The sequence below is a fragment of the Streptomyces sp. NPDC006487 genome, from assembly GCF_042870555.1.
Taxonomy (GTDB): domain Bacteria; phylum Actinomycetota; class Actinomycetes; order Streptomycetales; family Streptomycetaceae; genus Streptomyces.
In genome coordinates, this window is sequence record NZ_JBIAHN010000001.1 from 89247 (window position 1) to 111000 (window position 21754).

Genomic DNA, 21754 nt, shown 5'->3' on the forward strand with positions numbered 1-21754 from the left:
GCCGCCGGGTCACGTCGTGCCCGCGTCGGCTCCCGCGCTGTGCCTGGCCAGGGCGAGCACTCCGGCGCAGATCAGGGACAGGCCCAGCAGCTGCGGCAGCAGCCACCAGTGGGCCCGGAGGTGTTCCTCGTACAGCAGCACTCCCAGAGCGACGCTCACGCCCGCGTCGCCGAGCGTCAGGGCGGGCTGCGAGGCGACCAGTGGGCCGCCCTGCATGGCGTGTTCGAGGAGCAGGAGGGCGCAGATGCCGGTCGCGGCGAAGCCGTAGGTCTCCCAGGTGCGAAGGAAGGCGCCGATGCCGCCCTCGTCGAGTACGTGCATGGCCGACTTCATCAGCGCGGCGGTCAGCGCGTAGCAGACGGCGGTGGCCGCGCCGAGGCATCCGGCCCGCATCCGGCCGGGCCGCTGGCGCAGGCCGGCCACGGAGAGCGCCGCCACCGCCACGGCGGACGCCGCCAGGGCCGTGACCCACCGGTCGGCCGGAACGTCCGTACGGTTCCCCGCGGGTGAGGCGGCCACGAGCGCGATCCCGAGCCCGGCCACCACTCCCGCCACGGCGAGCCACAGCGGCCCCGGCATCCGGGTCCGCGTCACCAGCGAGGCGATCAGGAGCGCGAGCGGCAGCTCGAGGACGAACAGGGGCTGTACGAGGGCCAGCGCGCCCGTGGCCAGCGCAACGGCCTGCCCGGCGCCGGCCGCGATGACGGCCAGGATCCCGCCGATCCAGAGCGGCCGGCGCAGCAGGTCGAGCACCAGCCCGGGGCGGAATCCGTCGCTCTGCGGCACGGTGAGTGCCGCCCGCCGCTGGAGCACGGTCGCGAGGGCGTTGCTGAGCGCCGCGAACAGCGCGAAGAGGACCGGCACGAGGAAGCCCACCCCCCCGATACTCATCGGCCCCGGCGCGGCCGCCCACCACGACACCGCCGGGTGACCGGGAGGCACCGCCCGTTCCCCCGTCCGGCCCCGCGGACCGGGCGACGGGGCGCCGCCGTGACGGGGGTACGGAGCCTTGCCGCCCGTTGTGCCCGCGGAGGCGGGGTTGGTCAGCCGGCTTGCGCCGACCAGGTGCCGTGGAGGGGGGCGGCGAGCCATGCGGGCGCCGCGGTGCGGAAGGCGGCCGGTGGGAGGGCGCCCGCGCCGGCCGGGACCGCGCCCAGGAGCGGGAGGTCGGAGACCGAGGGCAGGTCGGCCAGGTTGCACCGGGACGCGAGGTCCGGTTCGGCAGGCCAGCTGCCGATCACCACGCCCGGGGAGGTCAGGCCGCGGGCCCGGAGGGCTTCGGCCGTCAGGGCGGTGGAGTTGAGGGTGCCGAGACCCGCCGGAGCCACGATCAGCACCGGCGCGCCGAGCAGGCGGGCCGCGTCCGCCAGGGTGTGGCCGGCCTCGTCGAAGCGGACCAGAAGGCCGCCCGCGCCCTCGACCAGGACCAGGTCGTGGGAGAGGGCGAGCTCGCGGGCCGCTTCCGCGATCCGCTCGGGGGACACCGTAGGGAGCCCCGCGCGCCGGGCCGCCGTGTCCGGGGCCAGCGGCTCCGGGTAGCGGGCGAGCTCCACCGTGGTGACGGCCGGGCCGGCCAGCCGGCCGACCTCGGCCGCGTCTCCGGGCTCGTCCGGGCCGACGCCGGTCTGGGCGGGCTTGAGCACGGCCACCGAGAGGCCGGCCGCGAGGGCGGCCGCCGCGACGGCCGAGGTGACGACCGTCTTGCCGATCTCGGTTCCCGTCCCCGAGACCATCAGCACCGCCATGTCAGGCCTCCTTCGCGGCGGCGACCACGGCCCGGCAGATGCGGGCCATGTCGCCGTCGCCCGTCACGAACGGCGGCATCGTGTAGATCAGGTCCCGGAACGGGCGCAGCCAGACGCCCTCCCGGACCGCCGCCGCCGTGGCGCGGGCCATGTCGACCTGGCGGTCGAGCTGGACGACGCCGATCGCGCCCAGGACCCGTACCTCCCGGACGCCCGGCAGGTCCGCGGCCGGGGCCAGGCCCTCCAGCAGGGCCGCTTCGAGGCGCTTGACCTCGCCCTGCCAGTCCTGTCCGAGCAGCAGGTCGATCGAGGCCAGGGCCACCGAGCTGGCCAGCGGGTTGCCCATGAAGGTCGGGCCGTGGGCCAGGACCGGGACCTCGCCGCGCGAGATCCCGTCCGCGACCCGCTCCGTGCAGAGCGTCGCCGACAGGGTGAGGTAGCCGCCGGTCAGCGACTTGCCCAGGCACATCACGTCCGGGGTGATCCCGGCGTGGTCCGCCGCGAACAGCGCGCCCGTGCGGCCGAAGCCCGTGGCGATCTCGTCCAGGATCAGCAGCACGTCGAACTCGTCGCACAGCTCCCGCAGCACCCGGAGGTAGCCCGGGTTGTGGAACCGCATGCCGCCCGCGCCCTGGACCACCGGCTCCACGATCACGGCCGCCAGTTCGTCCCGGTGCGCGGCGAACATCGAGCGCAGGTGGGCGACGTAGGACTCGTCCACGGGTGCGGAGAAGCCGCTCGGCGGGGCGTCCGCGAAGAGCTGGCGCGGGAGGATGCCCGACCACAGCTCGTGCATGCCGCCTTCGGGGTCGCAGACGGCCATCGGCTGCCAGGTGTCCCCGTGGTAGCCGCCCCGCCAGGTGAGGAGGCGGCTCTTGCCGGGGCGCCCCACCGAACGCCAGTACTGGAGGCACATCTTCACCGCGACCTCGACCGAGACCGAGCCCGAGTCTGCGAGGAAGACGTGCTCCAGCCCGGCCGGGGTGAGCTCGACGAGCTTCGCGGCCAGCCGGACGGCGGGCTCGTGGGTGAGCCCGCCGAACATGACGTGCGACATCCGGCCGAGCTGGCCGGTGACGGCCTCGTTCAGCGCCGGGTGGTTGTACCCGTGGATCGCCGACCACCAGGAGGACATGCCGTCGACCAGCTCGTCGTGGCCCTGCGAGGGCTCGGCGAGCCGCAGGCGGACCCCGGAGGCGGAGGCGACGACGAGCGGCTCCTGCCGCCCGGGCATCGGGCCGTACGGGTGCCAGACGTGCTGCCGGTCCAGGGCGAGCAGTTCGCGGGCCGACAGCACGTCGGGCGCGGGGTGCGCGTGGTGCTGATCAGGCATTGGGCGCGAGATCCGTTCCCGCACCGCGGCGGCGCACCGCCACCAGATCCGGCCGGACCTCGCCCGCCCCGGCCTGGGCCGGTACGGGTTCTGCGGCCCGAGCCGCTACGGGGGCCTCGTGCCCGGCGTGCCCGGAGCAGCCGCCGCACGCCGAACCGCAGCCGGCGCCGGCCTCGTCCGCCGGGGCGGAGGAACCGCAGACCGAGGCGCCGGAACCCTTCGAACCGCAGCCCCCGGAGGCCGCCGCGATCTCGGAGCGGTGCGCGGGAAGGGTCGTCGTACCGGCGCCCTCCACCTCGAATCCGGCGTCCGCGATCATGTCGAGGTCGGCCTGCCCGGCCTGGCCCTCGCTGGTCAGGTAGTCGCCCAGGAAGATCGAGTTCGCCACGTGCAGCGCCAGCGGCTGCAGGGTGCGCAGGTGCACCTCGCGTCCGCCGGCGATCCGGACCTCGACGTCGGGGCAGACGAAGCGGACCATCGCGAGGATCCGCAGGGCGCGCTGCGGGGTGAGGTTCCACTCCTTGGCCAGCGGGGTGCCCTCGAAGGGGATCAGGAAGTTGACCGGCACCGAGTCGCTGTCGAGCTCACGCAGCGCGTAGACGACGTCGACGAGGTCCTCGTCGCTCTCGCCCATGCCCGCGATCAGGCCCGAGCAGGCCGACAGACCGGCGGCGTGCGCCTTCTGCACGGTGTCGACCCGGTCCGCGTAGGTATGGGTCTTGGTGATCTGGCCGTACGTGGCCTCGGAGGTGTTGAGGTTGTGGTTGTAGGCATCCGCGCCCGCGTCCTTCAGGCGCTCGGCCTGGCCGTCCGACAGCAGGCCGAGGCAGGCGCACACCTCGACGCCCTCGTTCTGCTCCTTGATGGCCGCGATCGTCTTGCCGACGCGGTCCACGTCGCGGTCCGTCGGACCCCGCCCGCTCGCCACCAGGCACACCCGCTTGGCCCCGCCGGCGACGCCCGCGGCCGCGGCCTGGGAGGCCTCGTCGGGCTTCAGCCACGTGTACTTGAGGATCTCGGCCTTCGATCCCAGCCGCTGGGAACAGTACGAGCAGTCCTCGGGGCAGAGCCCCGACTTCAGGTTGACCAGGTAGTTCAGCTTGACCCGGCGACCGAACCACTGTCGGCGCACCTTGCCGGCCGCGGCCACAACGTCGAGCAGTTCGTCGTCAGAGGTCGCCAGCACGGCGAGCGCCTCTTCGCGGGTCGGCAGCTCACGCCGCAGCCCCTTGTCCACGAGGGTGTTCAGCAGGTCCATGATGCCGATCCTGTCCCACACGGGCACTCCCGGCCAAGGAGAGATCGAACAACATGGCCGGAAGAGAGTGTGTGTATCGCCACACCTGACGCAGGGGGCACGGGCGGTTAGGGTCGGGCAGGTCTGTGGACTGCCGACAAAAAACGCGAGGACCCGTCGATGCCAGACCAGCACACCCCCGCCCCCGTGGACGTCTTCTCCTGGATCGACGACGCGGAGCAGGCCCGGGAGCAGGCCGGACTCGTCCGGACGCTGCGCCCGCGTCCGGCCGCCTCCCCGCTCCTGGACCTCGCGAGCAACGACTACCTCGGGCTGTCGAGGCACCCCGAAACGGTGCGGGGAGCGAGCGAGGCGGCCGAGCGCTGGGGCGCCGGAGCCACTGGATCACGTCTCGTCACGGGTACGACCGAACTTCATGCGGACCTCGAGCGGGAGCTGGCGGCCTTCTGCGGCTTCGAGGCCGCGCTGGTGCTCTCCTCCGGATACGCGGCCAACCTGGCCGCCGTCACCGCGCTCAGCGACCGGGGCACCCTGGTGGTCTCCGACGCGGGCAACCATGCCTCGATCGTGGACGGCTGCCGGCTGTCGCGCGCCGAGATCGCCGTCGTCGCGCACTGCGACCCGGACACCGTCCGCAAGACCCTCGCCGCCCACCGGGGGCAGGCGATGCTGGTCACCGACTCGGTGTTCTCGGTCGACGGGGACGCCGCCCCGCTCGCGGCCCACGCCGAGGCCTGCCGCGCGGAGGGCGCGGCCCTGCTGGTGGACGACGCGCACGGCCTCGGGGTGCTGGGCGAGGGCGGTCGCGGGGCGCTGTACGCCGCCGGGCTCGCGGGGGCCCCCGGGGTGGTCGCGACGCTGACCCTCTCGAAGTCCCTGGGCAGCCAGGGCGGGGCCGTGCTCGGCCCGGCCAAGGTGATCCGGCACCTGGTCAACACGGCGCGGACCTTCATCTTCGACACCGGGCTGGCCCCGGCCGCGACGGGCGCCGCACTGGCCGCCCTGCGCCTGCTCCGGCGGGAACCGGAGCGTGCGGACCGCGCCCGCGAGGTGGCCGCCGAACTGTACGGGCGGCTCACCGCGTCCGGCCTGACCGCGGCCCGGCCGGACGCGGCCGTGGTGTCGGTACGGGCCCCGTCGGCTTCGGCGGCACTGCGCTGGGCCGCCGACTGCCGCGAGGCAGGTCTGTCCGTGGGGTGCTTCCGGCCGCCGTCGGTACCGGACGGCATCTCCCGGCTGCGACTGACCGCGCGGGCGGATCTCACGGGGGTGGAGATCAGCCGTGCGGTGGAGACGATCCTGAGGACCGCTCCGGCCGGAGCCACGGACCGCTGAACGGAGCCGTTAAGGGCGCTCCGGCGTTCCCGCGCCTTGCCTGAAGTCTTGGCCCTGTGCCGTGCATGACGTCATGTCCGACGTCATGCGCCCGCCTTGCCTACGTCTCGAGATCCGCACGAACGGAGACGAGGAAGCCGTCCCAGGCCGGCCCGGTGAAGAGCACGGCCGGGCCGTCCGTCCGCTTGGAGTCGCGGACGGCGAGCAGACCGCCACCGAGGACGGCCGTTTCCACACAGTTGTTCATTCCGGTGCTGCGGCTGCTTCGCCGCCACCGCGCGCTGTTCAGAAGTCCGCCTGTGGATAAGGGGGTTGCGGACACGGAGGTGCCTCCTTACGCGTCGTCAGCGAGGGCGCTGATGAGATCCGACGAATCGCGGGGCGGGAGGGCGTGCGCCTGGATGGTGCGGAACGCGGCGCTGTACGCCTCAAGGTCTTCCTTCCGCTCCAGATAGAGGCTACTCGTCAAATGGTCGAGTACCACCACATCCAGATCGGCGATGTTCGGAAATGAGAAGATGACGAACGGTCCGGTGAGGCCGAGATGTCCCCCCACGCTGAACGGCAGTACCTGAAGCCGCACTTGGGGCAAACGCGCCACCTCCACCAGGTGCCTCAACTGTTCCTCCATCACCCCCGTCCCGCCGATCGTGCGCCGCAGGACCGCCTCGTCCAGCACCGCGCTCAGCTCCAGCGGCGGATCGGCCCGCAGTACGGACTGACGGGCCAGCCGTACGTCGACCAGCGCGTCCACCTTCGGCTCCGGCAGCCCGCCCAGCGCGGCCCGGGTCACCGCGCGCGCGTACTCCGGAGTCTGGAGCAGTCCCGGCACCACGGACAGCTCGACGGTGCGGGCCGACCGGGCGCCGGCCTCCAGGCTGATGAAGTCCCGGTACTCCTGCGGCAGCAGCCCCCGGTAGTCGTGCCACCACTGACGGCCGCGCCCGGTCTCGGCATCCGGTGCCGGGCCCGCCGCCGAGGCCGAGAGGGCCTCCAGCAGGGCGCGCTGCTGCGCGCTCACGACGTCCTCCCCGTAGACGTCGAGCAGCAGCCGGATGTCCTCCACCTTGACGCCGCTGCGCCCCGTCTCGATACGGCTGATCTTCGACTGGTGCCATCCCGCCAGCCGGGCCGCCTCACCGCTGGTGAGTCCGGTCCGGTCGCGAAGGGCACGCAGTTCCTCGCCGAGCTTGCGTCGGCGCACTGCGGGACCATGCTGCACACCCGCCTCCTTCCACCGGCACAGCTCGCACCAGTCTGCCGTCCAAATACGCTCTTCCGTAGCAGAGTTCACCGCATTGAGCGACAGATATATGCATATCTTGAGGGATCTGCGGAAACGGCGGGACGATGGGTGGCACTCTGGCGTCCAGCACAGATCCGGGGCGGCTTCGCCCCGGTGGGAAAGGGACCGTCGCCATGGCAGATCATCTGGAAGCATCCGTCACTCTGCCGAGCGATCCCGCCTCGGTCGCGGCCGCCCGCCGCTACGTGGCGGAGGTGCTGGGCGAGTGGGGACTGTCCGAGGGGACCGAGGCCGCCGACAGCATCCGGCTCATCGTTTCCGAACTGGCCACCAACTCCGTGCAGCACACCTTCGGCCAGTCGCCGACGTTCACCGTGGAGATCCGCCTGGAGCGCGAGGAGTGGCTCCGCATCGGGGTCACCGACAGCCACCCGCGCTGGCCCAAGCGGCTCCCGGCCGCCGTCCAGCAGGACAACGGCCGGGGGATGGTCATCATCCGCTGGCTCGCCGCGGAAGCGGGCGGCCGGCTCTCGGTCAGCCCGACCGAGGACGGCGGCAAGACCGTGTGGATCGCGCTGCCCTGGGTGGCGGCCGGCGCTCCCGCGAGGACGCCCACCGGCTGCTGAGGCCGGTCAGGACCCGGCGCGCTCCGAGACGCTGCGCTCGATGCACAGTTCGTTGCCCTCGGGGTCGGTCAGTGTGACCCAGCCCATGCCGCCCTCCCGGCGGTGGTCGGCCTGCAGCTTCGCGCCGAGAGCTATCAGCCGCTCGACGTTCTCGTCGCGGGTCCCCGTGACGGGCTGGATGTCCAAGTGGACGCGGTTCTTCGCGGACTTGCCCTCGGGCACCCGGACGAAGAGCACCCCGGGTACGCCCGGCTGAGCCGGGTCCAGCAGGATCTCGTCGTCATCCGGCTGGTCGTCGGGGTGAATGGGGAAACCGGTCACCGCGGACCAGAACTGCGCCAGCCGGTACGGCTCCTGCGCGTCGAAGGTGATGTGGCGGACGGGATTGACGAACATGCGGCTCCTCGTGGGCGGCTCCGTATACGGAACCGGGCTGTGCGGCGCCCGGAGTTGAACCGGGTACCTGCTCGAAACGTGGGTTAACTCAACGGAAAAGCGCGGCCCCTAGCGTGGCGGCCACGTTCCTTCCGTCAATGGTCACCCATGCGCCGGCAAAGCGGCGGTGGGCGGGACGGAAAGCCTTTCCCTGTGTTGGGCAAGACACGCTTGGCTCGGATATGCGCAGGTCAACAAAGTGTTGACGGCCCATAGGGTCGGCTCGGCGCGTTGTTGATCATGTCCCGGAAGCTTGGTGATTGCTGTGCAGCTGACCCCCCACGAGCAGGAAAGACTGCTCATCCACGTCGCCGCCGACGTGGCCGAGAGACGCAAGGCGCGGGGCGTGCTCCTCAACCATCCCGAGGTGATAGCCCTGATCACCGCACACATTCTCGAAGGAGCCCGCGACGGCCGGACGGTGGCCGAGCTGATGGCCTCCGGGCGGACCGTGCTCTCCCGCGAGGAGGTCATGGAGGGGATACCCGAGATGATCCACGACGTCCAGGTCGAGGCGACCTTCCCGGACGGCACCAAACTCGTCACCGTCCACGACCCCATCGTCTGAGAGCGAGTCCCCGCATGATCCCCGGCGAAATCGCCTACGGGGACGGCCCGGTGCGCCTCAACGAAGGCCGGCCCGTCACCCGACTCACCGTGCTCAACGCCGCCGACCGGCCCGTCCAGGTCGGCTCGCACTACCACTTCGCCGAGGCCAACCCCGGCCTCGACTTCGACCGCCGCGCCGCCCACGGACTGCGCCTCGACATCGCCGCGGGCACCGCGGTCCGCTTCGAGCCGGGCATCCCGGTCGCCGTGACCCTCGTACCGCTGGCCGGGCTGCGCACCGTCCCGGGGCTGCGCGGGGAGACCGGAGGGCCGCTCGATGGCTGAGATATCGCGCCAGGTCTACGCAGACCTCTTCGGGCCCACCACGGGCGACCGCATCCGCCTCGCCGACACCGACCTCTTCGTCGAGATCGAGCAGGACCTCGGCGGCGGCCCCGGCCGGGCCGGCGACGAGGCCGTCTTCGGCGGCGGCAAGGTCATCCGTGAATCCATGGGCCAGGCCCGCACCACCCGAGCCGAGGGCGCCGCCGACACCGTCATCACCGGGGTGGTCATCCTCGACCACTGGGGCATCGTCAAGGCCGACGTGGGCATCCGCGACGGCCGGATCTGCGGCATCGGCAAGGCGGGCAACCCCGACACCATGGACGGCGTCGACCGCGCACTGGTGATCGGCCCCGAGACCGAGATCATCGCCGGCAACGGGAAGATCCTCACCGCCGGCGCCGTCGACGCCCACGTGCACTTCATCTCCCCGACCGTGATCGATGAAGCCCTGGCCTCCGGAATCACCACCCTCGTCGGCGGCGGCACCGGCCCCGCCGAGGGCACCAAGGCCACCACCGTCACCCCCGGACCCTGGCACCTGGCCCGGATGTTCGCCGCGCTGGAGGCCCACCCCGTCAACATCGGCCTGCTCGGCAAGGGCAACACCATGTCCCGCGAGGGCATGTACTCCCAACTGCGCGGCGGAGCGCTCGGCTTCAAGCTTCACGAGGACTGGGGGTCCACCCCCGCCGTCATCGACGCCTGCCTCACCGTCTGCGAGGAGACCGGCGCCCAGGCCGCCATCCACACCGACACCCTCAACGAGGCCGGGTTCGTCGCCGACACCCTCGCCGCCATCGGGGGACGGACCATCCACTCGTACCACACAGAAGGCGCGGGCGGCGGCCACGCTCCCGACATCATCACCGTGGTCTCCGAGCCGAACATCCTGCCCAGCTCCACCAACCCGACCCGGCCGCACACCGTCAACACCGTCGAGGAGCACCTCGACATGCTGATGGTCTGCCACCACCTCAACCCCGCCGTCCCCGAGGACCTGGCCTTCGCCGAGTCCCGGATCCGGCCCTCCACCATCGCCGCCGAGGACGTCCTGCACGACCTCGGAGCCATCTCGATCATCTCCTCCGACTCCCAGGCCATGGGCCGCGTCGGCGAGGTGATCCTGCGCACCTGGCAGACCGCCCACGTGATGAAGAAGCGGCGCGGCTCCCTGCCCGGCGACGGACCCGCCGACAACCACCGGGCCCGGCGCTACGTCGCCAAGTACACGATCAACCCCGCCGTCGCCCAGGGCCTGGCCCGCGAGATCGGCTCCGTCGAGACCGGCAAACTCGCCGACCTCGTGCTGTGGAAGCCCGCCTTCTTCGGGGTCAAACCCGAACTGGTCATCAAGGGCGGCCAGATCGCCTACGCGCAGATGGGCGATGCCAACGCCTCCATCCCCACCCCGCAGCCGGTCCTGCCGCGCCCGATGTTCGGGGCCTACGGGCGGGCCCCCGGGCTCAACTCGGTCAACTTCACCGCCCAGGCGGCCCTCGACGACGGACTGCCCGAACGGCTCGGACTCGGCAAGGAGTTCGTCGCCATCGAGAGCACCCGCAAGGTGACCAAGGCGGACATGCGCAACAACGATGCCATGCCGAGGGTGGAAGTCGACGCCGACACCTTCACCGTCACCATCGACGGCGAGGTGGTGGAACCGGCCCCGGCGGCGGAACTGCCCATGGCCCAGCGCTATTTCCTCTTCTGATGGGAACCCTCTGATGGGAAGGGGTCCCGTCCGATGAGCCTTGCCACCCTCCTCGTCCTCGCCGACGGACGCTTCCCCGCCGGAGGGCACGCCCATTCCGGCGGGGCCGAGGCCGCCTGCAAGGCGGGCCGGATCCACGACGCCGCCACCCTGGCCGAGTTCTGCCGGGGCCGGCTGCACACCGCCGGGCTCGTCGCGGCCGGGCTCGCCGCGGCGGCCGCCCTCGGGATCGACCCGGCGGCCCTCGACGAGGCCGCCGACGCCCGGACCCCGTCGCCCGCGCTGCGCGCCTGCGCCCGGCGGCTCGGGCGCCAGCTGATGCGGGCCGCCCGGGCCACCTGGCCCGGCGCGGAACTGGACGCACTCGCCGCCGCGTTCCCGCGCGGGGCGCACCAGCCCGTGGTGCTCGGCGTGACGGCCCGGTCGGCCGGGCTCGGGCCGCTCGACGCCGCGCACGTGGCGGCGTACGAGAGCGTGAGCGGGCCGGCCACCGCCACCGTACGGCTGCTCGGCCTGGACCCCTTCGAGGCGAGCCGGGTCCTGGCCGGGCTCGCCCCCGAGCTGGACTCCGTGTCCCGGCGCGCGGAGCGGGCCGCGCTGCGGGCCCGCACCGGCGGTACGGGCACCCTGCCCGCCGCCTCCTCGCCGCTGCTGGACATCGCGGCACAGGCCCATGCCGACTGGCCGGTACGCCTGTTCGCCTCCTGACCCCGCATCCCTCCGCCACCCCGCGCCGCACCCCCCTGCCTCAGCTCAAGGAGACCCCCCATGCACCTCGACTCCTCCCTCGGCGGTGTGACCTTCCCGCACCGCCACACCCACAGCGCCGAGCCGCTGCGGGCGGACGGGACCCGACGGGCCCTGCGCATCGGCCTCGGCGGGCCGGTGGGCTCCGGAAAGACGGCCACCGTCGCCGCCCTCTGCCGGGCCCTGCGCGCGGAGCTGTCCATGGCCGTGGTCACCAACGACATCTACACCCGGGAGGACGCCGAGTTCCTGCTCCGCGAAGCCGTCCTGCCGCCCGAGCGGATCAGCGCCGTGGAGACCGGGGCCTGCCCCCACACCGCCATCCGTGACGACATCTCCGCCAACCTGGAGGCCGTGGAGGAGCTGGAGGAAGCCTTCCGGGGGCACGGACGGCTCGACCTGATCCTCGTCGAGTCCGGCGGCGACAACCTCACCGCCACCTTCTCCCGCGGGCTCGTCGACGCCCAGATCTTCGTGATCGACGTGGCCGGCGGCGACGACATCCCGCGCAAGGGCGGCCCCGGCGTCACCACCGCCGACCTGCTCGTCGTCAACAAGACCGACCTCGCCCCGCACGTCGGCTCCGACCTGGACCGGATGGCCCGCGACGCCGCCGCGCAGCGCGGCGAACTGCCCGTCGCCTTCCAGTCCCTGCGCGGCGGGGAGGGCGTGGGCCCGGTGGCCGCCTGGGTGCGCGAGCGGATCGCCGCCTGGACCGCCCGGTGAGCCCCGCGGTGAGCCCAGCGGTGAGTCCCGCGGTGAGACCTACGGGGGTCCCCGCGCCCGACCCCGTGCCCGTCCCCGCGGCGACGGGCACGGTACACCCCGACCGCCCCCCGGCCCCCGCTCCGGCCGGCCTGCGCGCCACCGCCCGGATCGCCGCCGCCGCCGACGGCCGGGGCTCCACCGCCCTGCCGCTGCTGGCCGGGGAGGGGCCGCTCGCCCTGCGCCGCACCCGGGGCGGGCCCGGGGAGGCGGGCGTCATGCTGGTCGGCGCCATGAGCGCCCCCCTGGGCGGTGACCACCTCACGGTCGAAGCCACCGCGGGACCGGGCGCCCGGCTGGTGCTCCGCTCGGCGGCGGCCACCCTGGCGCTGCCCGGCCGGCACGGGGAACCCGCGCGGTACGACGTACGGCTCCGGCTCGGGGACGGAGCCGCGGTGCGCTGGCTGCCGGAGCCCCTGGTCTCGGTGCGCGGCAGCGACCTGCGGGTCCGTACCCGCGCCGAACTCGCCCCCACCGCCCGGCTGCTGCTGCGCGAGGAGCAGGTGCTCGGCCGCACCGGGGAGGCTCCGGGCCTGCTGCGGTCCCGGCTCACCGTGACCCGGGACGGCCGCCCGCTGCTGGACCAGGAGGTGGCCTGCGGACCCGGCGCGCCCGGCGGCTGGGACGGTCCGGCGGGACTCGCGGGCCACCGGGCACTGGGCCAGCTGCTGGTGGTGGACCCGGAGTTCGCGACGGCCCCGCCGCAGGCCGGGATGCTGGGGGAGTTCGCCGCGATCACTCCGCTGGCGGGTCCGGCCGTCCTGGTCACGGCCCTGGCCCCGGACGCACTGCGGCTCCGCGACCTGCTCGACTCCGCCTGCGCCGCCTACGGTTGGTGAACCCTGACGGCCGCCACGGCAGACCGCCGCCGAACCCGGGACGAACCCGACACCGCTCAGCGGTACACCCGCTTCCGGATATCGGGTTGGCAAAGAACGGCCCCGTGCTCTGTCGCCCGCTCCCGGTCAGGCGGAAGTATCCCCTGCACATGCCGACGCACATCCACACCGGCACGAACCACGCCGCCCACGGCGGCAGATGACGCAGGGGGAACAACCACGTGATACGCAACGCGGTGCTGGGGAGCGCCGCCACTCTGGTCACCGGCACGCTGGCGGCGAGCCTGCTGCTCGCCCCGTCGGCGTCGGCCTCCTCCACCTTCTCGTCCGGCCCCTCCGGCCGCGACAACCCGATCGCCGAGGCGTTCGGCACCCAGATCGCCGCCGCCCGCGCGGCGCGCGCCGGGATCGACTGGAAGGACTGTCCGCCCGACTGGGGATTCGCGGCACCCATCCAGTGCGGCTTCGTGAAGGTCCCGCTCGACTACAGCAAGCCCTTCGGCAAGACGATCGACCTCGCGGTCGACCGCGCCGTCAGCACCGGCACCAAGGAAGAGCGCCAGGGCGCGCTCGTCTACAACCCCGGCGGCCCCGGCGGCTCCGGCATGCGCTTCCCCCGCCGCATCACGACCAACAGCCCGCTGTGGGTCAACACCGCCAAGGCGTACGACTTCGTGGGCTTCGACCCGCGCGGCGTCGGCCACTCCGCGCCGATCTCCTGCATTGACCCGCAGGAGTACGTCAAGGCCCCCAAGGCCGACCCGGTGCCGGGCAGCAAGGCCGACAAGGACGCCCAGCGCAAGCTCGCCGAGGAGTACGCGGACGGCTGCAAGGAGCGCAGCGGCGAGATGCTGCCGTTCATGACCACGCCGAACGTCGCGCGTGACCTGGACGTCATCCGTGCCGCCCTCGGCGAGAAGAAGCTGAACTTCCTCGGCGTCTCCTACGGCACCTACATCGGCGGGGTCTACGCGACCCTGTTCCCGACGCACGTGCGCCGCATGATCGTCGACAGCGTGGTGGACCCGTCCCGCGACAACATCTGGTACGAGGCCAACCTCGGCCAGGACGTCGCCTTCCAGATGCGCTGGAACGACTGGGAGGACTGGGTCGCCAAGAACGACGCCTCCTTCCACCTCGGCACCACCCGCGCCGCGGTCGAGGCCAAGTGGCTGGAGCTGCGCGCCAAGGCCAAGGCCAACCCGCTCGGCGGGATCGTCGGCCCGGCCGAGCTGATCGGCTTCTTCCAGAGCGCCCCGTACTACGACTCCTCCTGGGTGCCCGTCGCCCAGACCTGGGCCGCGTACGCCGCCGGTGACGAGCAGGCGCTGATCGACGCCATCGCCCCCGACATGAGCGACATCCAGGGCAACGCATCGGCCGAGAACGGCAACGCCGTCTACACCGCCGTCGAGTGCGCCGATGCCAAGTGGCCCACCAGCTGGTCCAAGTGGGACCGGGACAACACCAAGCTGCACGCCCAGTACCCCTTCATGACCTGGGCCAACGCGTGGATGAACCTGCCCTGCGCCACCTGGAAGTCCAAGCAGCACCACGCGATCGAGGTCGGGGTCGGCGCTCACCGCGGCCTGCCTCCGGTGCTGATCGTCCAGGCCGAGCGGGACGCGGCCACGCCGTACAAGGGCGGGGTCTCGCTGAACCAGCGGCTCGCCGGCTCGCGCCTCATCACCGAGAAGGGCGCCGGCTCGCACGGTGTCACCAACCTGGTGAACCCCTGCATCAACACCCGGGTGGACACCTACCTGCTCACCGGCAAGGTCGACGCCCGGAACGTGACGTGCGATCCGCACGCCACCCCCGTGGCCCCGGCCCCCGTCGCCGCCAAGCTGATCGCGCCGGCCCCGGCCGCCGACCAGCAGGCGATCGACGAGCTCCCGGCCATCCGCTAGCCGGACCGGGCGGGAACGGCTCCACACCGCACGGGAGAGGGCTCAGCGCAATCTGCGCCGGGCCTTCTTCCGTGCTTCCTCCTCCTCCGCCTTGACCTCGGCGGCGTACCGGTCCACGTACTCCTGGCCGGACAGGGCGAGGACCTCGTACATGATCTCGTCGGTGATGGCCCGCAGCACGGCCCGCTCGCCCTCCATCCCCGCGTACCGGGAGAAGTCCAGCGGCCGGCCGAAGCGGATCGTGACCCGGCGGATCTTGGGGATCTTCTGCCCGGGCGGCTGGATCTCGAAGGTCCCGACCATCGCGCACGGGACGACGGGCACCGCGGCGCCGAGTGCCATCGCCGCGACGCCGACCTTGCCCTTGTAGAGCCGCCCGTCGTGCGAGCGGGTGCCCTCCGGGTAGATGCCGAGCAGCTCTCCCTTGGACAACACCCCGAGCCCCTCGCGGAGCGCCGCCTGACCGGCGTCCTTACCGGACCGGTCGACCGGGATCTGTCCGGCGCTGCGGAAGAAGGCGGCGGTGAGCCGTCCCTTCACGCCCGGTCCGGTGAAGTACTCGGCCTTGGCGAGGAAGGTGATGCGCCGCTTGAGGATCGCGGGCATCAGGAAGTGGTCCGAGAACGACAGGTGGTTGCCCGCGATGATCGCGGCCCCGTCCTCCGGGATGTTCTCCAGTCCTTCGATGCGGGGCCTGAACAGGAGCCGCAGCAGCGGCCCCAGGATCACGTGCTTGAGCAAGTGGTAGAACACCAAGCGGCTCCCGTCGACGTCCCGTGGTCACGGACATCCTACGGACGGCTCGCGAGGGGGTGGAGGGGGCGGCGGCTCAGGCACCGCCCGTGGCCGCCATTCCCGCGGTGAGCAGCCCCAGCACCACCCAGCCGAACCACAGCCAGCCGTTGCTTCCCAGGGCCACGGAATACGTGGCGATCGCCACCAGAGAGGCGAAGGTCATCACTGCCATCGCCTTCACGGATCCGGTCATGCCCCATGGTGGCGCCTGAAGGTGGTCCGGCGCTACTGGCCACGCGCTTGGAGCGAGGCGAGATACGAGTTGTAGGCCGCCAGCTCCTGGTCCCCGTTGCGGTCCTCGGACCGGTCGGAGCGCTTCGCGGCCCGCTGTTCCGAGTGGTACCACTGGTAGACCAGCGCGATCAGCACCAGCACCGAGGGGATCTCGCTGAAGGCCCAGGCGATGCCGCCGCCCCACTGCTGGTCGAGCAGCGGGTCGATGCCGAGGGAGGCGGGCGGGTTCGCGTACGTCTTGATCATCGGCTCGCTGCCCATCATCAGCGCGATGCCGAAGAAGGCGTGGAAGGGCATGCCGGCGAACAGCTCCAGCATCCGCATCACGTAGCCGGGGCGGTGCGGGCCCGGGTCCACGCCCATGATCGGCCAGAAGAAGACGAGGCCGACGGCGAGGAAGTGCACCATCATCGCGATGTGGCCGGTCTTCGAGCCCATCAGGAAGTCGAAGAGCGGGGTGAAGTACAGCCCGTAGAGGCTGGCGATGAACATCGGGATGGTGAACACCGGATGGGTGATCACCTTCATGTACCGGCTGTGCAGGAGCATCAGCAGCAGCTCGCGCGGCCCCTTGTGACCGCGGGCCGCCGGCGGCAGCGCGCGCAGGGCCAGCGTCACGGGCGCGCCCAGCAGCAGCAGGATCGGGCTGAGCATGCTGATCACCATGTGCTGGACCATGTGCACGCTGAACATGACCATGCCGTAGTCGTTCAGCTTGGTGCACATCACCAGGGCCACGCTCAGCACGCCGATGGTGAAGGCGACCGTCCGCCCGACCGGCCAGGCGTCCCCGCGCCGGCGCAGCCGCACCACGCCCCACCCGTACAGCGCGAGGCCGAGGAGCGAGCCGATGAGGAAGAAGGCGTCGAAGGAGAACTCCAGCCCGCGCCCGAGGGTGAAGGGCGGCAGGTCCATGTCGTGCATGTCCATGCCGTCGTGCGCGAGGTAACTCAATCTCTTCACTCCCTTGACCCGTGGTGCCCCACCACAGTAATGCCGCCCCCGGACGGGAAATCGTCCGGGGGCGGCCATTACGGGAGTGACACGCAGAAAAGGGGAAGGATCACAGCACGTTCTGCGCCTCGTCGTAGCGCTCGGACGGGACCGTCTTCAGGGTCTGGACCGCCTCGTCGAGCGGGACCATGACGATGTCCGTGCCGCGCAGCGCCGTGAGCATCCCGAACTCGCCCCGGTGGGCGGCCTCCACGGCGTGCCAGCCGAAGCGGGTCGCCAGGACGCGGTCGTACGCGGTGGGAGTGCCGCCGCGCTGGACGTGGCCCAGGATGACCGGCCGGGCCTCCTTGCCGAGGCGCTCCTCCAGCTCGACCGCGAGGCGGTTGCCGATTCCGGCGAACCGCTCGTGGCCGTACATGTCGGTGCCGCCCTCCTCGAGGGCCATCGAGCTGCCCCCGGCGGGCTTGGCGCCCTCGGCGACCACGACGATCGCGAAGCGCTTGCCCTGCTGGAAGCGTTCGCCGACGATCGCCGTCAGCTCCTCGATGTCGAAGGGGCGCTCCGGAACGACGATCGCGTGCGCGCCGGCCGCCATGCCCGAGTGCAGGGCGATCCACCCGGTGTGCCGGCCCATGACCTCGACGACCATGACCCGCTGGTGGGACTCCGCGGTGGTCTTCAGCCGGTCCAGCGCCTCGGTGGCGACCCCGACGGCGGTGTCGAAGCCGAAGGTGACGTCGGTGGAGGCGATGTCGTTGTCGATCGTCTTGGGGACGCCGACGATCGGCAGGCCGCCCTGCGAGAGCAGGTTCGCGGCCTTCAGGGTGCCTTCGCCGCCGATCGGGATGATGGCGTCCAGGCCGAGATCGGCGACGTGGCCGCGGGCCCGCTCCACGCCGTCGCGCAGATGGGCGGGCTGGACCCGGGAGGAGCCCAGAATCGTTCCGCCACGGGCCAGGATGCCGCTCACGGCGTCCAGGTCGAGCTTGCGGTAGTCGCACTCCAGGAGGCCGCGCCAGCCGTCGTGGAAACCGATGACCTCGTCCCCGTGGTCGACGACGGCGCGGTGCACGACGGAGCGGATGACGGCGTTGAGCCCGGGGCAGTCGCCTCCGGAAGTGAGCACACCTATGCGCATGGCAGGGAGGACCTTTGCAACGTGGGCCGACGACCGGACCACGTCGTCCGGTTGGAACTACCCAGCACCCTACAAGCGGATCGAGGGTGGACTGAACCATCCTCCACATGCTGGTCAGATCAGTCGTACGAAAACACGTCGGCCCGGATGCCCCGAGGGGAATCCGGGCCGAACGCCGGGTATCGGCGGTGCCGGTGATGCCGGTGGCGGTGCGGCTACGCGGGCTGCGTGGCCGCCGCGATGCGCTCGGCGCGCAGCGCCTCGTACCAGCGGTCGTCGATGGGCGGCAGCGCGTTCACGTCGAGGGCCAGCTTCAGCAGCAGGTCCGCGATCTGCGGGTTGCGGGCCATCACGGGACCGTGCATGTACGTGCCGAACACCGTGTCGTTGTACGCGCCTTCGGTGCCGTCACCGGTGCCGTTGCCCCGGCCCATCGTGACCCGCGCGAACGGCCGCGCCGTGGGGCCGAGGTGCGTGACGCCCTGGTGGTTCTCGAAGCCGGTCAGCTGCGGCAGCCCCAGCCGCGGGTCGATGTCCGCCAGCACGTCGCCGACGCACCGCTCGCCCTCGCCGCGCACGGTCACCACGTCCAGCAGGCCGAGGCCCTGCTGGCGCTCGCCGACGTCGTTGACGAACTCCTGGCCCAGGATCTGGTAGCCGGCGCAGACGGAGAAGACGATCGCCCCGTTCGAGACGGCGCGCTCCAGACCGCCGTCGCGCAGCAGGCGCTCGGCGGCCAGCCGCTGCGGCCGGTCCTCGCCGCCGCCGATCAGGTAGATGTCGCCCGAGGTCGGGATCGGCTGGTCGCTGCGCACGTCCACGCGCTGTACGTCCAGGCCGCGCCGGCGGGCCCGGCGCTCGACGACCAGGGCGTTGCCCTGGTCTCCGTACGTGCTGAGCAGGTCGGGGTAGACCCACACCAGACGCAGGCTGTTGTCGCTCATGCTCTTGTCCTTATGGGTACTAGTTGCCGACGCGGCGGCGCACGTCCTGGAAGGCGGTGTAGTTGGCGATCAGCTCGATCTGCCCGGGCGGCGCCAGCTGCACGGCCTCGTCGAGGGTCTCGCACACGCGGAAGTCCAGGCCCGCGACTTCCAGGCGGACCGCGAGGTCCAGCTTGCGGTCGCCGATCACGAAGATCGGGTGGCCGGCCAGGCGCGGGTAGTCCACGTCCCACAGCCAGGAGGTGTCGGTGCCGTCCGCGCCGCGTGCGTTCACCGACAGGATCACCGGGGTCGGCGGCGGGTCGATCAGGGAGAAGGTCTCCAGCCAGCCGGCCGGGTTCTTCGCGAGCAGCAGGCGCAGTTCGCGGCCCTGGAAGCTCACCACGTCGTAGCGTCCGGCCACGGCCTGCACCTGGTACATCCGCTCCAGCGCCACCTGCGGCGGGACGCCGAAGACGGCCGCCACGGCGGCCGAGGTGGCCGCGTTGGCCTTGTTGGCGCGGCCCGGGAGCTGGAGGCTGATCGGCCAGGCGCTGCCGTGCGGGTCGAGCACGTGGTCACCGGAGAGCACCCAGCTCGGGGTGGGACGGCGGAAACCGCACTCGGCGCAGAACCAGTCGTCGCCCGGACGCTGCATGACGCCACCGCAGGAGGGGCACGACCAGGCGTCGTCCTTCCACTCCTGGCCGGCCGCGACCCACACCACGTTCGTGGAGGAGGAGGCCGCCCACACGATCAGCGGGTCGTCCGCGTTCGCGACGACGACCGCCTTGGAACCGGAGAGGCCCTCGCGCCACTTCTCCGCGAGCATGCGGGTCTCGGCGGCGCGGTCCAGCTGGTCGCGGGAGAGGTTCAGCAGGGCGATCACCTTGGGGGTGACGTCCCGGGCCACTCCGGCCAGGTACTTCTCGTCCACCTCGATGACGCCGTAGCGGGCGTCGGAGCCGCCCGCCAGGGCGGAGGTGATGCCCGCGGGCATGTTGGCGCCCAGGGCGTTCGAGACGACCGGGCCGCTGGCCCGCAGGGCCTCGGCGATGAGCCGGGTCGTCGTGGTCTTGCCGTTCGTCGCCGAGACGAGGACGACGTCGAGATGCTGCGCCAGCGCGCCGAGGAGATCGGGGTCGAGCTTGAGCGCGACCTTGCCTCCGATCACCGATCCGCTTCCGCGTCCCGCGGCCCGCGACACCGCCGCTGCGGCCTTGCCCGCCGTCACGGCCAGCTTGGCCCGCGGCGAAAGCGGCTCTGTGTTGCCTGCCATCGTCCCTTGTCCTCCTTGCGTCGGTCGCCCCCAGCCTATCCATGACCTGCCCGCGCCCCGACCGCGGCGCCCCCGGTCTGCCGAAGATCTCCTCATATAGTCGCCCGTCGTAGGCTTACGGCCATGCGACAGCGCCCCCTCCCCGGTACCTCCGGCATCGTCCGCACCATGAGCCTCCTGGGCGACCCGGTGCTCCATTCCGCTTGCGCGGAGGTCACCGAGTTCGGCCCGGCCCTCGACCGGCTCATCGAGGACATGTTCGCGACGATGTACGCCGCCCAGGGCGTCGGCCTCGCCGCGAACCAGATCGGTGTCGGGCAGCGGGTGTTCGTATACGACTGCCCCGACGACGAGGACGTCCGCCACGTCGGGCACATCGTCAACCCGCGCCTGGTGTCGGCCGACGGGGACGAGTTCCTCGGGCCCGAGGGCTGCCTGTCCCTGCCGGGGCTGGAGGCGGGAACGCTCCGTTACGACAGTGCGGTGGTGGAGGGGGTCACGTCGGACGGCGCGGCCGTACGGATCTCGGGGACGGGGTTCTTCGCGCGGTGCCTGCAGCACGAGTGCGATCACCTGGCCGGTGTGGTGTACGCGGACCGGGTGACCGGGCTGCGGGCCCGGCGCCTGCGCAGGGCCATCCGCAAGACGGACTGGGGCGCGGCGGCGCTGCGCGATTAGCCTGCGGACGGCCGGTGCAAGGCTGACCTTCCCGGCGGCGCCGGGTGTGACCGGTTGGGCTCAGAAGCCCGGGCCGTCCGCCCGGTTGCCGGCTGTGGCCAGGCGGCCCCACAGGAGGTCGGTGAGGGCGCTGACGAGTTCGGTGCGGTCACAGGGGCGTTCGCCGAGCCACCAGTCGCCCGCCGCGTGCATCATGCCGACGATGCCGTGCCCCCAGACCCGGGCCAGGCGTTCGCCGCCGGGGCCCAGGTCCACGCGTTCGCCGATCACCTGGGCCAGTTCCTCGCCGAGGCGGCGCAGCAGCGGGGCCGAGTGCAGGCCGACGTCGAAGCCGCGCTCGGGGGCCTGGGAGTCCTCGGCCGGGTGCATGAGGAAGCGGTAGACCTGGGGGCGGGCCTCGATCGCGGCGAGATAGGTGTCGAGGGTGGCCTCCACCCGGCTGCGCCGTTCGGCGGGTGCGTCCAGCGCCGTGCGCAGCGAGTCGAGCAGGGCGTCCGTGTGCCGGACGGCCAGGGCCTGGTAGAGGCCCGCCTTGTCGCCGAAGTGGCGGTAGAGGATGGGTTTGGTGATCCCCGCTTCCGCCGCGATGGCGTTCATGGACGCTTTGGGGCCGTCCCTGAGGACGACCCGGTCGGCGGCCTCCAGCAGCTCCCGCCGCCGGCGCTCGCCCGCTCCCGGCTCACCGGACTGCCGTGTGGTCTCCATGCCCTGTTCACTCCCCGCCCTTGCGATGTCCTGAGGCCCACGCAACGTAACACCCCGCACACCCTGGTGATCTCATCGGCGGTCCGTCATCGCTGCTGCTTGACAGTGCTTACCGGCCGGTAACAGACTGGAGTCGAAATGGGGGTTACCGCTGGTAACTACTACTGGGTAACCATCTGCACGGCAGGCGAGACGAAAGCT

The 21754-nt window shown here is 72.1% G+C and carries 24 protein-coding genes; 10 read left to right on the forward strand and 14 right to left on the reverse strand.

Going from position 1 to position 21754, the window contains the following annotated elements:
* Positions 1-9: 9 nt before the first annotated feature.
* From ACFYM0_RS00430 to bioB, 4 genes are all read right to left on the reverse strand, one after another.
* Positions 10-876 (reverse strand): DMT family transporter, encoded by an 867-nt coding sequence (locus ACFYM0_RS00430; RefSeq protein ID WP_388495213.1) that lies wholly within the window; start codon positions 874-876, stop codon positions 10-12.
* Positions 877-1043: 167 nt separating this feature from the next.
* A complete protein-coding gene (gene bioD, locus ACFYM0_RS00435) occupies positions 1044-1745 on the reverse strand; it encodes a dethiobiotin synthase (protein WP_388495214.1) in 702 nt (233 codons plus the stop codon).
* 1 nt (position 1746) lies between these two features.
* The gene (locus tag ACFYM0_RS00440) at positions 1747-3078 is read right to left on the reverse strand and encodes an adenosylmethionine--8-amino-7-oxononanoate transaminase (protein ID WP_388495215.1); all 1332 of its coding nucleotides are present in this window, start codon (positions 3076-3078) and stop codon (positions 1747-1749) included.
* The gene (gene bioB / locus ACFYM0_RS00445) at positions 3071-4336 is read right to left on the reverse strand and encodes a biotin synthase BioB (RefSeq protein WP_388495216.1); all 1266 of its coding nucleotides are present in this window, start codon (positions 4334-4336) and stop codon (positions 3071-3073) included. Before bioB ends, ACFYM0_RS00440 begins: the two co-directional genes overlap by 8 nt.
* A 159-nt stretch (positions 4337-4495) precedes the next feature.
* On the opposite strand from bioB, the gene ACFYM0_RS00450 reads away from it, so the two are divergent.
* Positions 4496-5671 (forward strand): 8-amino-7-oxononanoate synthase, encoded by a 1176-nt coding sequence (locus ACFYM0_RS00450; RefSeq protein WP_388495217.1) that lies wholly within the window; start codon positions 4496-4498, stop codon positions 5669-5671.
* A 100-nt stretch (positions 5672-5771) separates the two neighbouring features.
* Here ACFYM0_RS00450 and ACFYM0_RS00455 read toward each other — a convergent pair whose 3' ends face one another.
* Together ACFYM0_RS00455 and ACFYM0_RS00460 are read right to left on the reverse strand one after the other, a co-directional pair.
* Positions 5772-5993, reverse strand: a complete 222-nt coding sequence (locus ACFYM0_RS00455) for a DUF397 domain-containing protein (RefSeq protein ID WP_243339618.1) — start codon at positions 5991-5993, stop codon at positions 5772-5774.
* A gap of 12 nt (positions 5994-6005) precedes the next feature.
* On the reverse strand, positions 6006-6893 hold the full coding sequence (locus ACFYM0_RS00460) for a helix-turn-helix transcriptional regulator (protein WP_327251582.1): 888 nt from the start codon (positions 6891-6893) through the stop codon (positions 6006-6008).
* A 197-nt stretch (positions 6894-7090) separates the two neighbouring features.
* Between ACFYM0_RS00460 and ACFYM0_RS00465 the strand changes: the two genes are divergently transcribed.
* Positions 7091-7543, forward strand: a complete 453-nt coding sequence (locus ACFYM0_RS00465; protein ID WP_388495218.1) for an ATP-binding protein — start codon at positions 7091-7093, stop codon at positions 7541-7543.
* Between the two features lie 6 nt (positions 7544-7549).
* On the opposite strand, the gene ACFYM0_RS00470 is transcribed toward ACFYM0_RS00465, so the two are convergent.
* A complete protein-coding gene (locus tag ACFYM0_RS00470) occupies positions 7550-7939 on the reverse strand; it encodes a VOC family protein (protein WP_388495219.1) in 390 nt (129 codons plus the stop codon).
* Positions 7940-8243: 304 nt separating this feature from the next.
* Here ACFYM0_RS00470 and ACFYM0_RS00475 point away from each other — a divergent pair, with 304 nt between their 5' ends.
* The 7 genes from ACFYM0_RS00475 (at position 8244) to ACFYM0_RS00505 (ending at position 14847) form a co-directional block, all read left to right on the forward strand.
* Positions 8244-8546, forward strand: coding sequence for an urease subunit gamma (locus ACFYM0_RS00475; RefSeq protein ID WP_266876111.1), 303 nt, complete (start codon positions 8244-8246; stop codon positions 8544-8546).
* Positions 8547-8560: 14 nt separating this feature from the next.
* The gene (locus ACFYM0_RS00480; RefSeq protein ID WP_388495220.1) at positions 8561-8872 is read left to right on the forward strand and encodes an urease subunit beta; all 312 of its coding nucleotides are present in this window, start codon (positions 8561-8563) and stop codon (positions 8870-8872) included.
* Positions 8865-10586, forward strand: a complete 1722-nt coding sequence (locus ACFYM0_RS00485; protein ID WP_388495221.1) for an urease subunit alpha — start codon at positions 8865-8867, stop codon at positions 10584-10586. The genes ACFYM0_RS00480 and ACFYM0_RS00485 overlap by 8 nt, the downstream gene beginning before the upstream one ends.
* Positions 10587-10619: 33 nt before the next feature.
* A complete protein-coding gene (locus ACFYM0_RS00490) occupies positions 10620-11294 on the forward strand; it encodes an urease accessory protein UreF (RefSeq protein WP_388495222.1) in 675 nt (224 codons plus the stop codon).
* Between the two features lie 60 nt (positions 11295-11354).
* Complete coding sequence (gene ureG / locus ACFYM0_RS00495) at positions 11355-12059, forward strand: urease accessory protein UreG (protein WP_388495223.1); 705 nt, start codon at positions 11355-11357, stop codon at positions 12057-12059.
* Between the two features lie 131 nt (positions 12060-12190).
* Positions 12191-12937: an urease accessory protein UreD gene (locus ACFYM0_RS00500; RefSeq protein WP_388495814.1), complete on the forward strand. Its 747-nt coding sequence runs from the start codon at positions 12191-12193 to the stop codon at positions 12935-12937.
* A 221-nt stretch (positions 12938-13158) separates the two neighbouring features.
* Entirely contained in the window at positions 13159-14847 is a 1689-nt protein-coding gene (locus ACFYM0_RS00505) for an alpha/beta hydrolase (RefSeq protein ID WP_388495224.1), read from the forward strand.
* Between the two features lie 42 nt (positions 14848-14889).
* Here the strand turns inward: ACFYM0_RS00505 and ACFYM0_RS00510 are convergent, their stop codons facing one another.
* From ACFYM0_RS00510 to ACFYM0_RS00535, 6 genes are all read right to left on the reverse strand, one after another.
* The gene (locus ACFYM0_RS00510; protein ID WP_388495225.1) at positions 14890-15600 is read right to left on the reverse strand and encodes a lysophospholipid acyltransferase family protein; all 711 of its coding nucleotides are present in this window, start codon (positions 15598-15600) and stop codon (positions 14890-14892) included.
* 76 nt (positions 15601-15676) lie between these two features.
* The gene (locus ACFYM0_RS00515) at positions 15677-15835 is read right to left on the reverse strand and encodes a hypothetical protein (RefSeq protein WP_327251573.1); all 159 of its coding nucleotides are present in this window, start codon (positions 15833-15835) and stop codon (positions 15677-15679) included.
* A 32-nt stretch (positions 15836-15867) separates the two neighbouring features.
* Positions 15868-16806: a cytochrome c oxidase assembly protein gene (locus ACFYM0_RS00520; RefSeq protein ID WP_327257377.1), complete on the reverse strand. Its 939-nt coding sequence runs from the start codon at positions 16804-16806 to the stop codon at positions 15868-15870.
* A 133-nt stretch (positions 16807-16939) separates the two neighbouring features.
* On the reverse strand, positions 16940-17968 hold the full coding sequence (locus tag ACFYM0_RS00525; RefSeq protein WP_388495226.1) for a 6-phosphofructokinase: 1029 nt from the start codon (positions 17966-17968) through the stop codon (positions 16940-16942).
* A 215-nt stretch (positions 17969-18183) separates the two neighbouring features.
* The gene (locus ACFYM0_RS00530) at positions 18184-18912 is read right to left on the reverse strand and encodes a type 1 glutamine amidotransferase (protein WP_388495227.1); all 729 of its coding nucleotides are present in this window, start codon (positions 18910-18912) and stop codon (positions 18184-18186) included.
* 19 nt (positions 18913-18931) lie between these two features.
* Positions 18932-20170: a MurT ligase domain-containing protein gene (locus ACFYM0_RS00535; RefSeq protein ID WP_388495228.1), complete on the reverse strand. Its 1239-nt coding sequence runs from the start codon at positions 20168-20170 to the stop codon at positions 18932-18934.
* A 123-nt stretch (positions 20171-20293) separates the two neighbouring features.
* On the opposite strand from ACFYM0_RS00535, the gene def reads away from it, so the two are divergent.
* Positions 20294-20848, forward strand: a complete 555-nt coding sequence (gene def, locus ACFYM0_RS00540) for a peptide deformylase (RefSeq protein ID WP_327251569.1) — start codon at positions 20294-20296, stop codon at positions 20846-20848.
* A 60-nt stretch (positions 20849-20908) separates the two neighbouring features.
* On the opposite strand, the gene ACFYM0_RS00545 is transcribed toward def, so the two are convergent.
* Positions 20909-21553, reverse strand: coding sequence for a TetR family transcriptional regulator (locus ACFYM0_RS00545; RefSeq protein ID WP_388495229.1), 645 nt, complete (start codon positions 21551-21553; stop codon positions 20909-20911).
* Between the last annotated feature and the right edge of the window lie 201 nt (positions 21554-21754).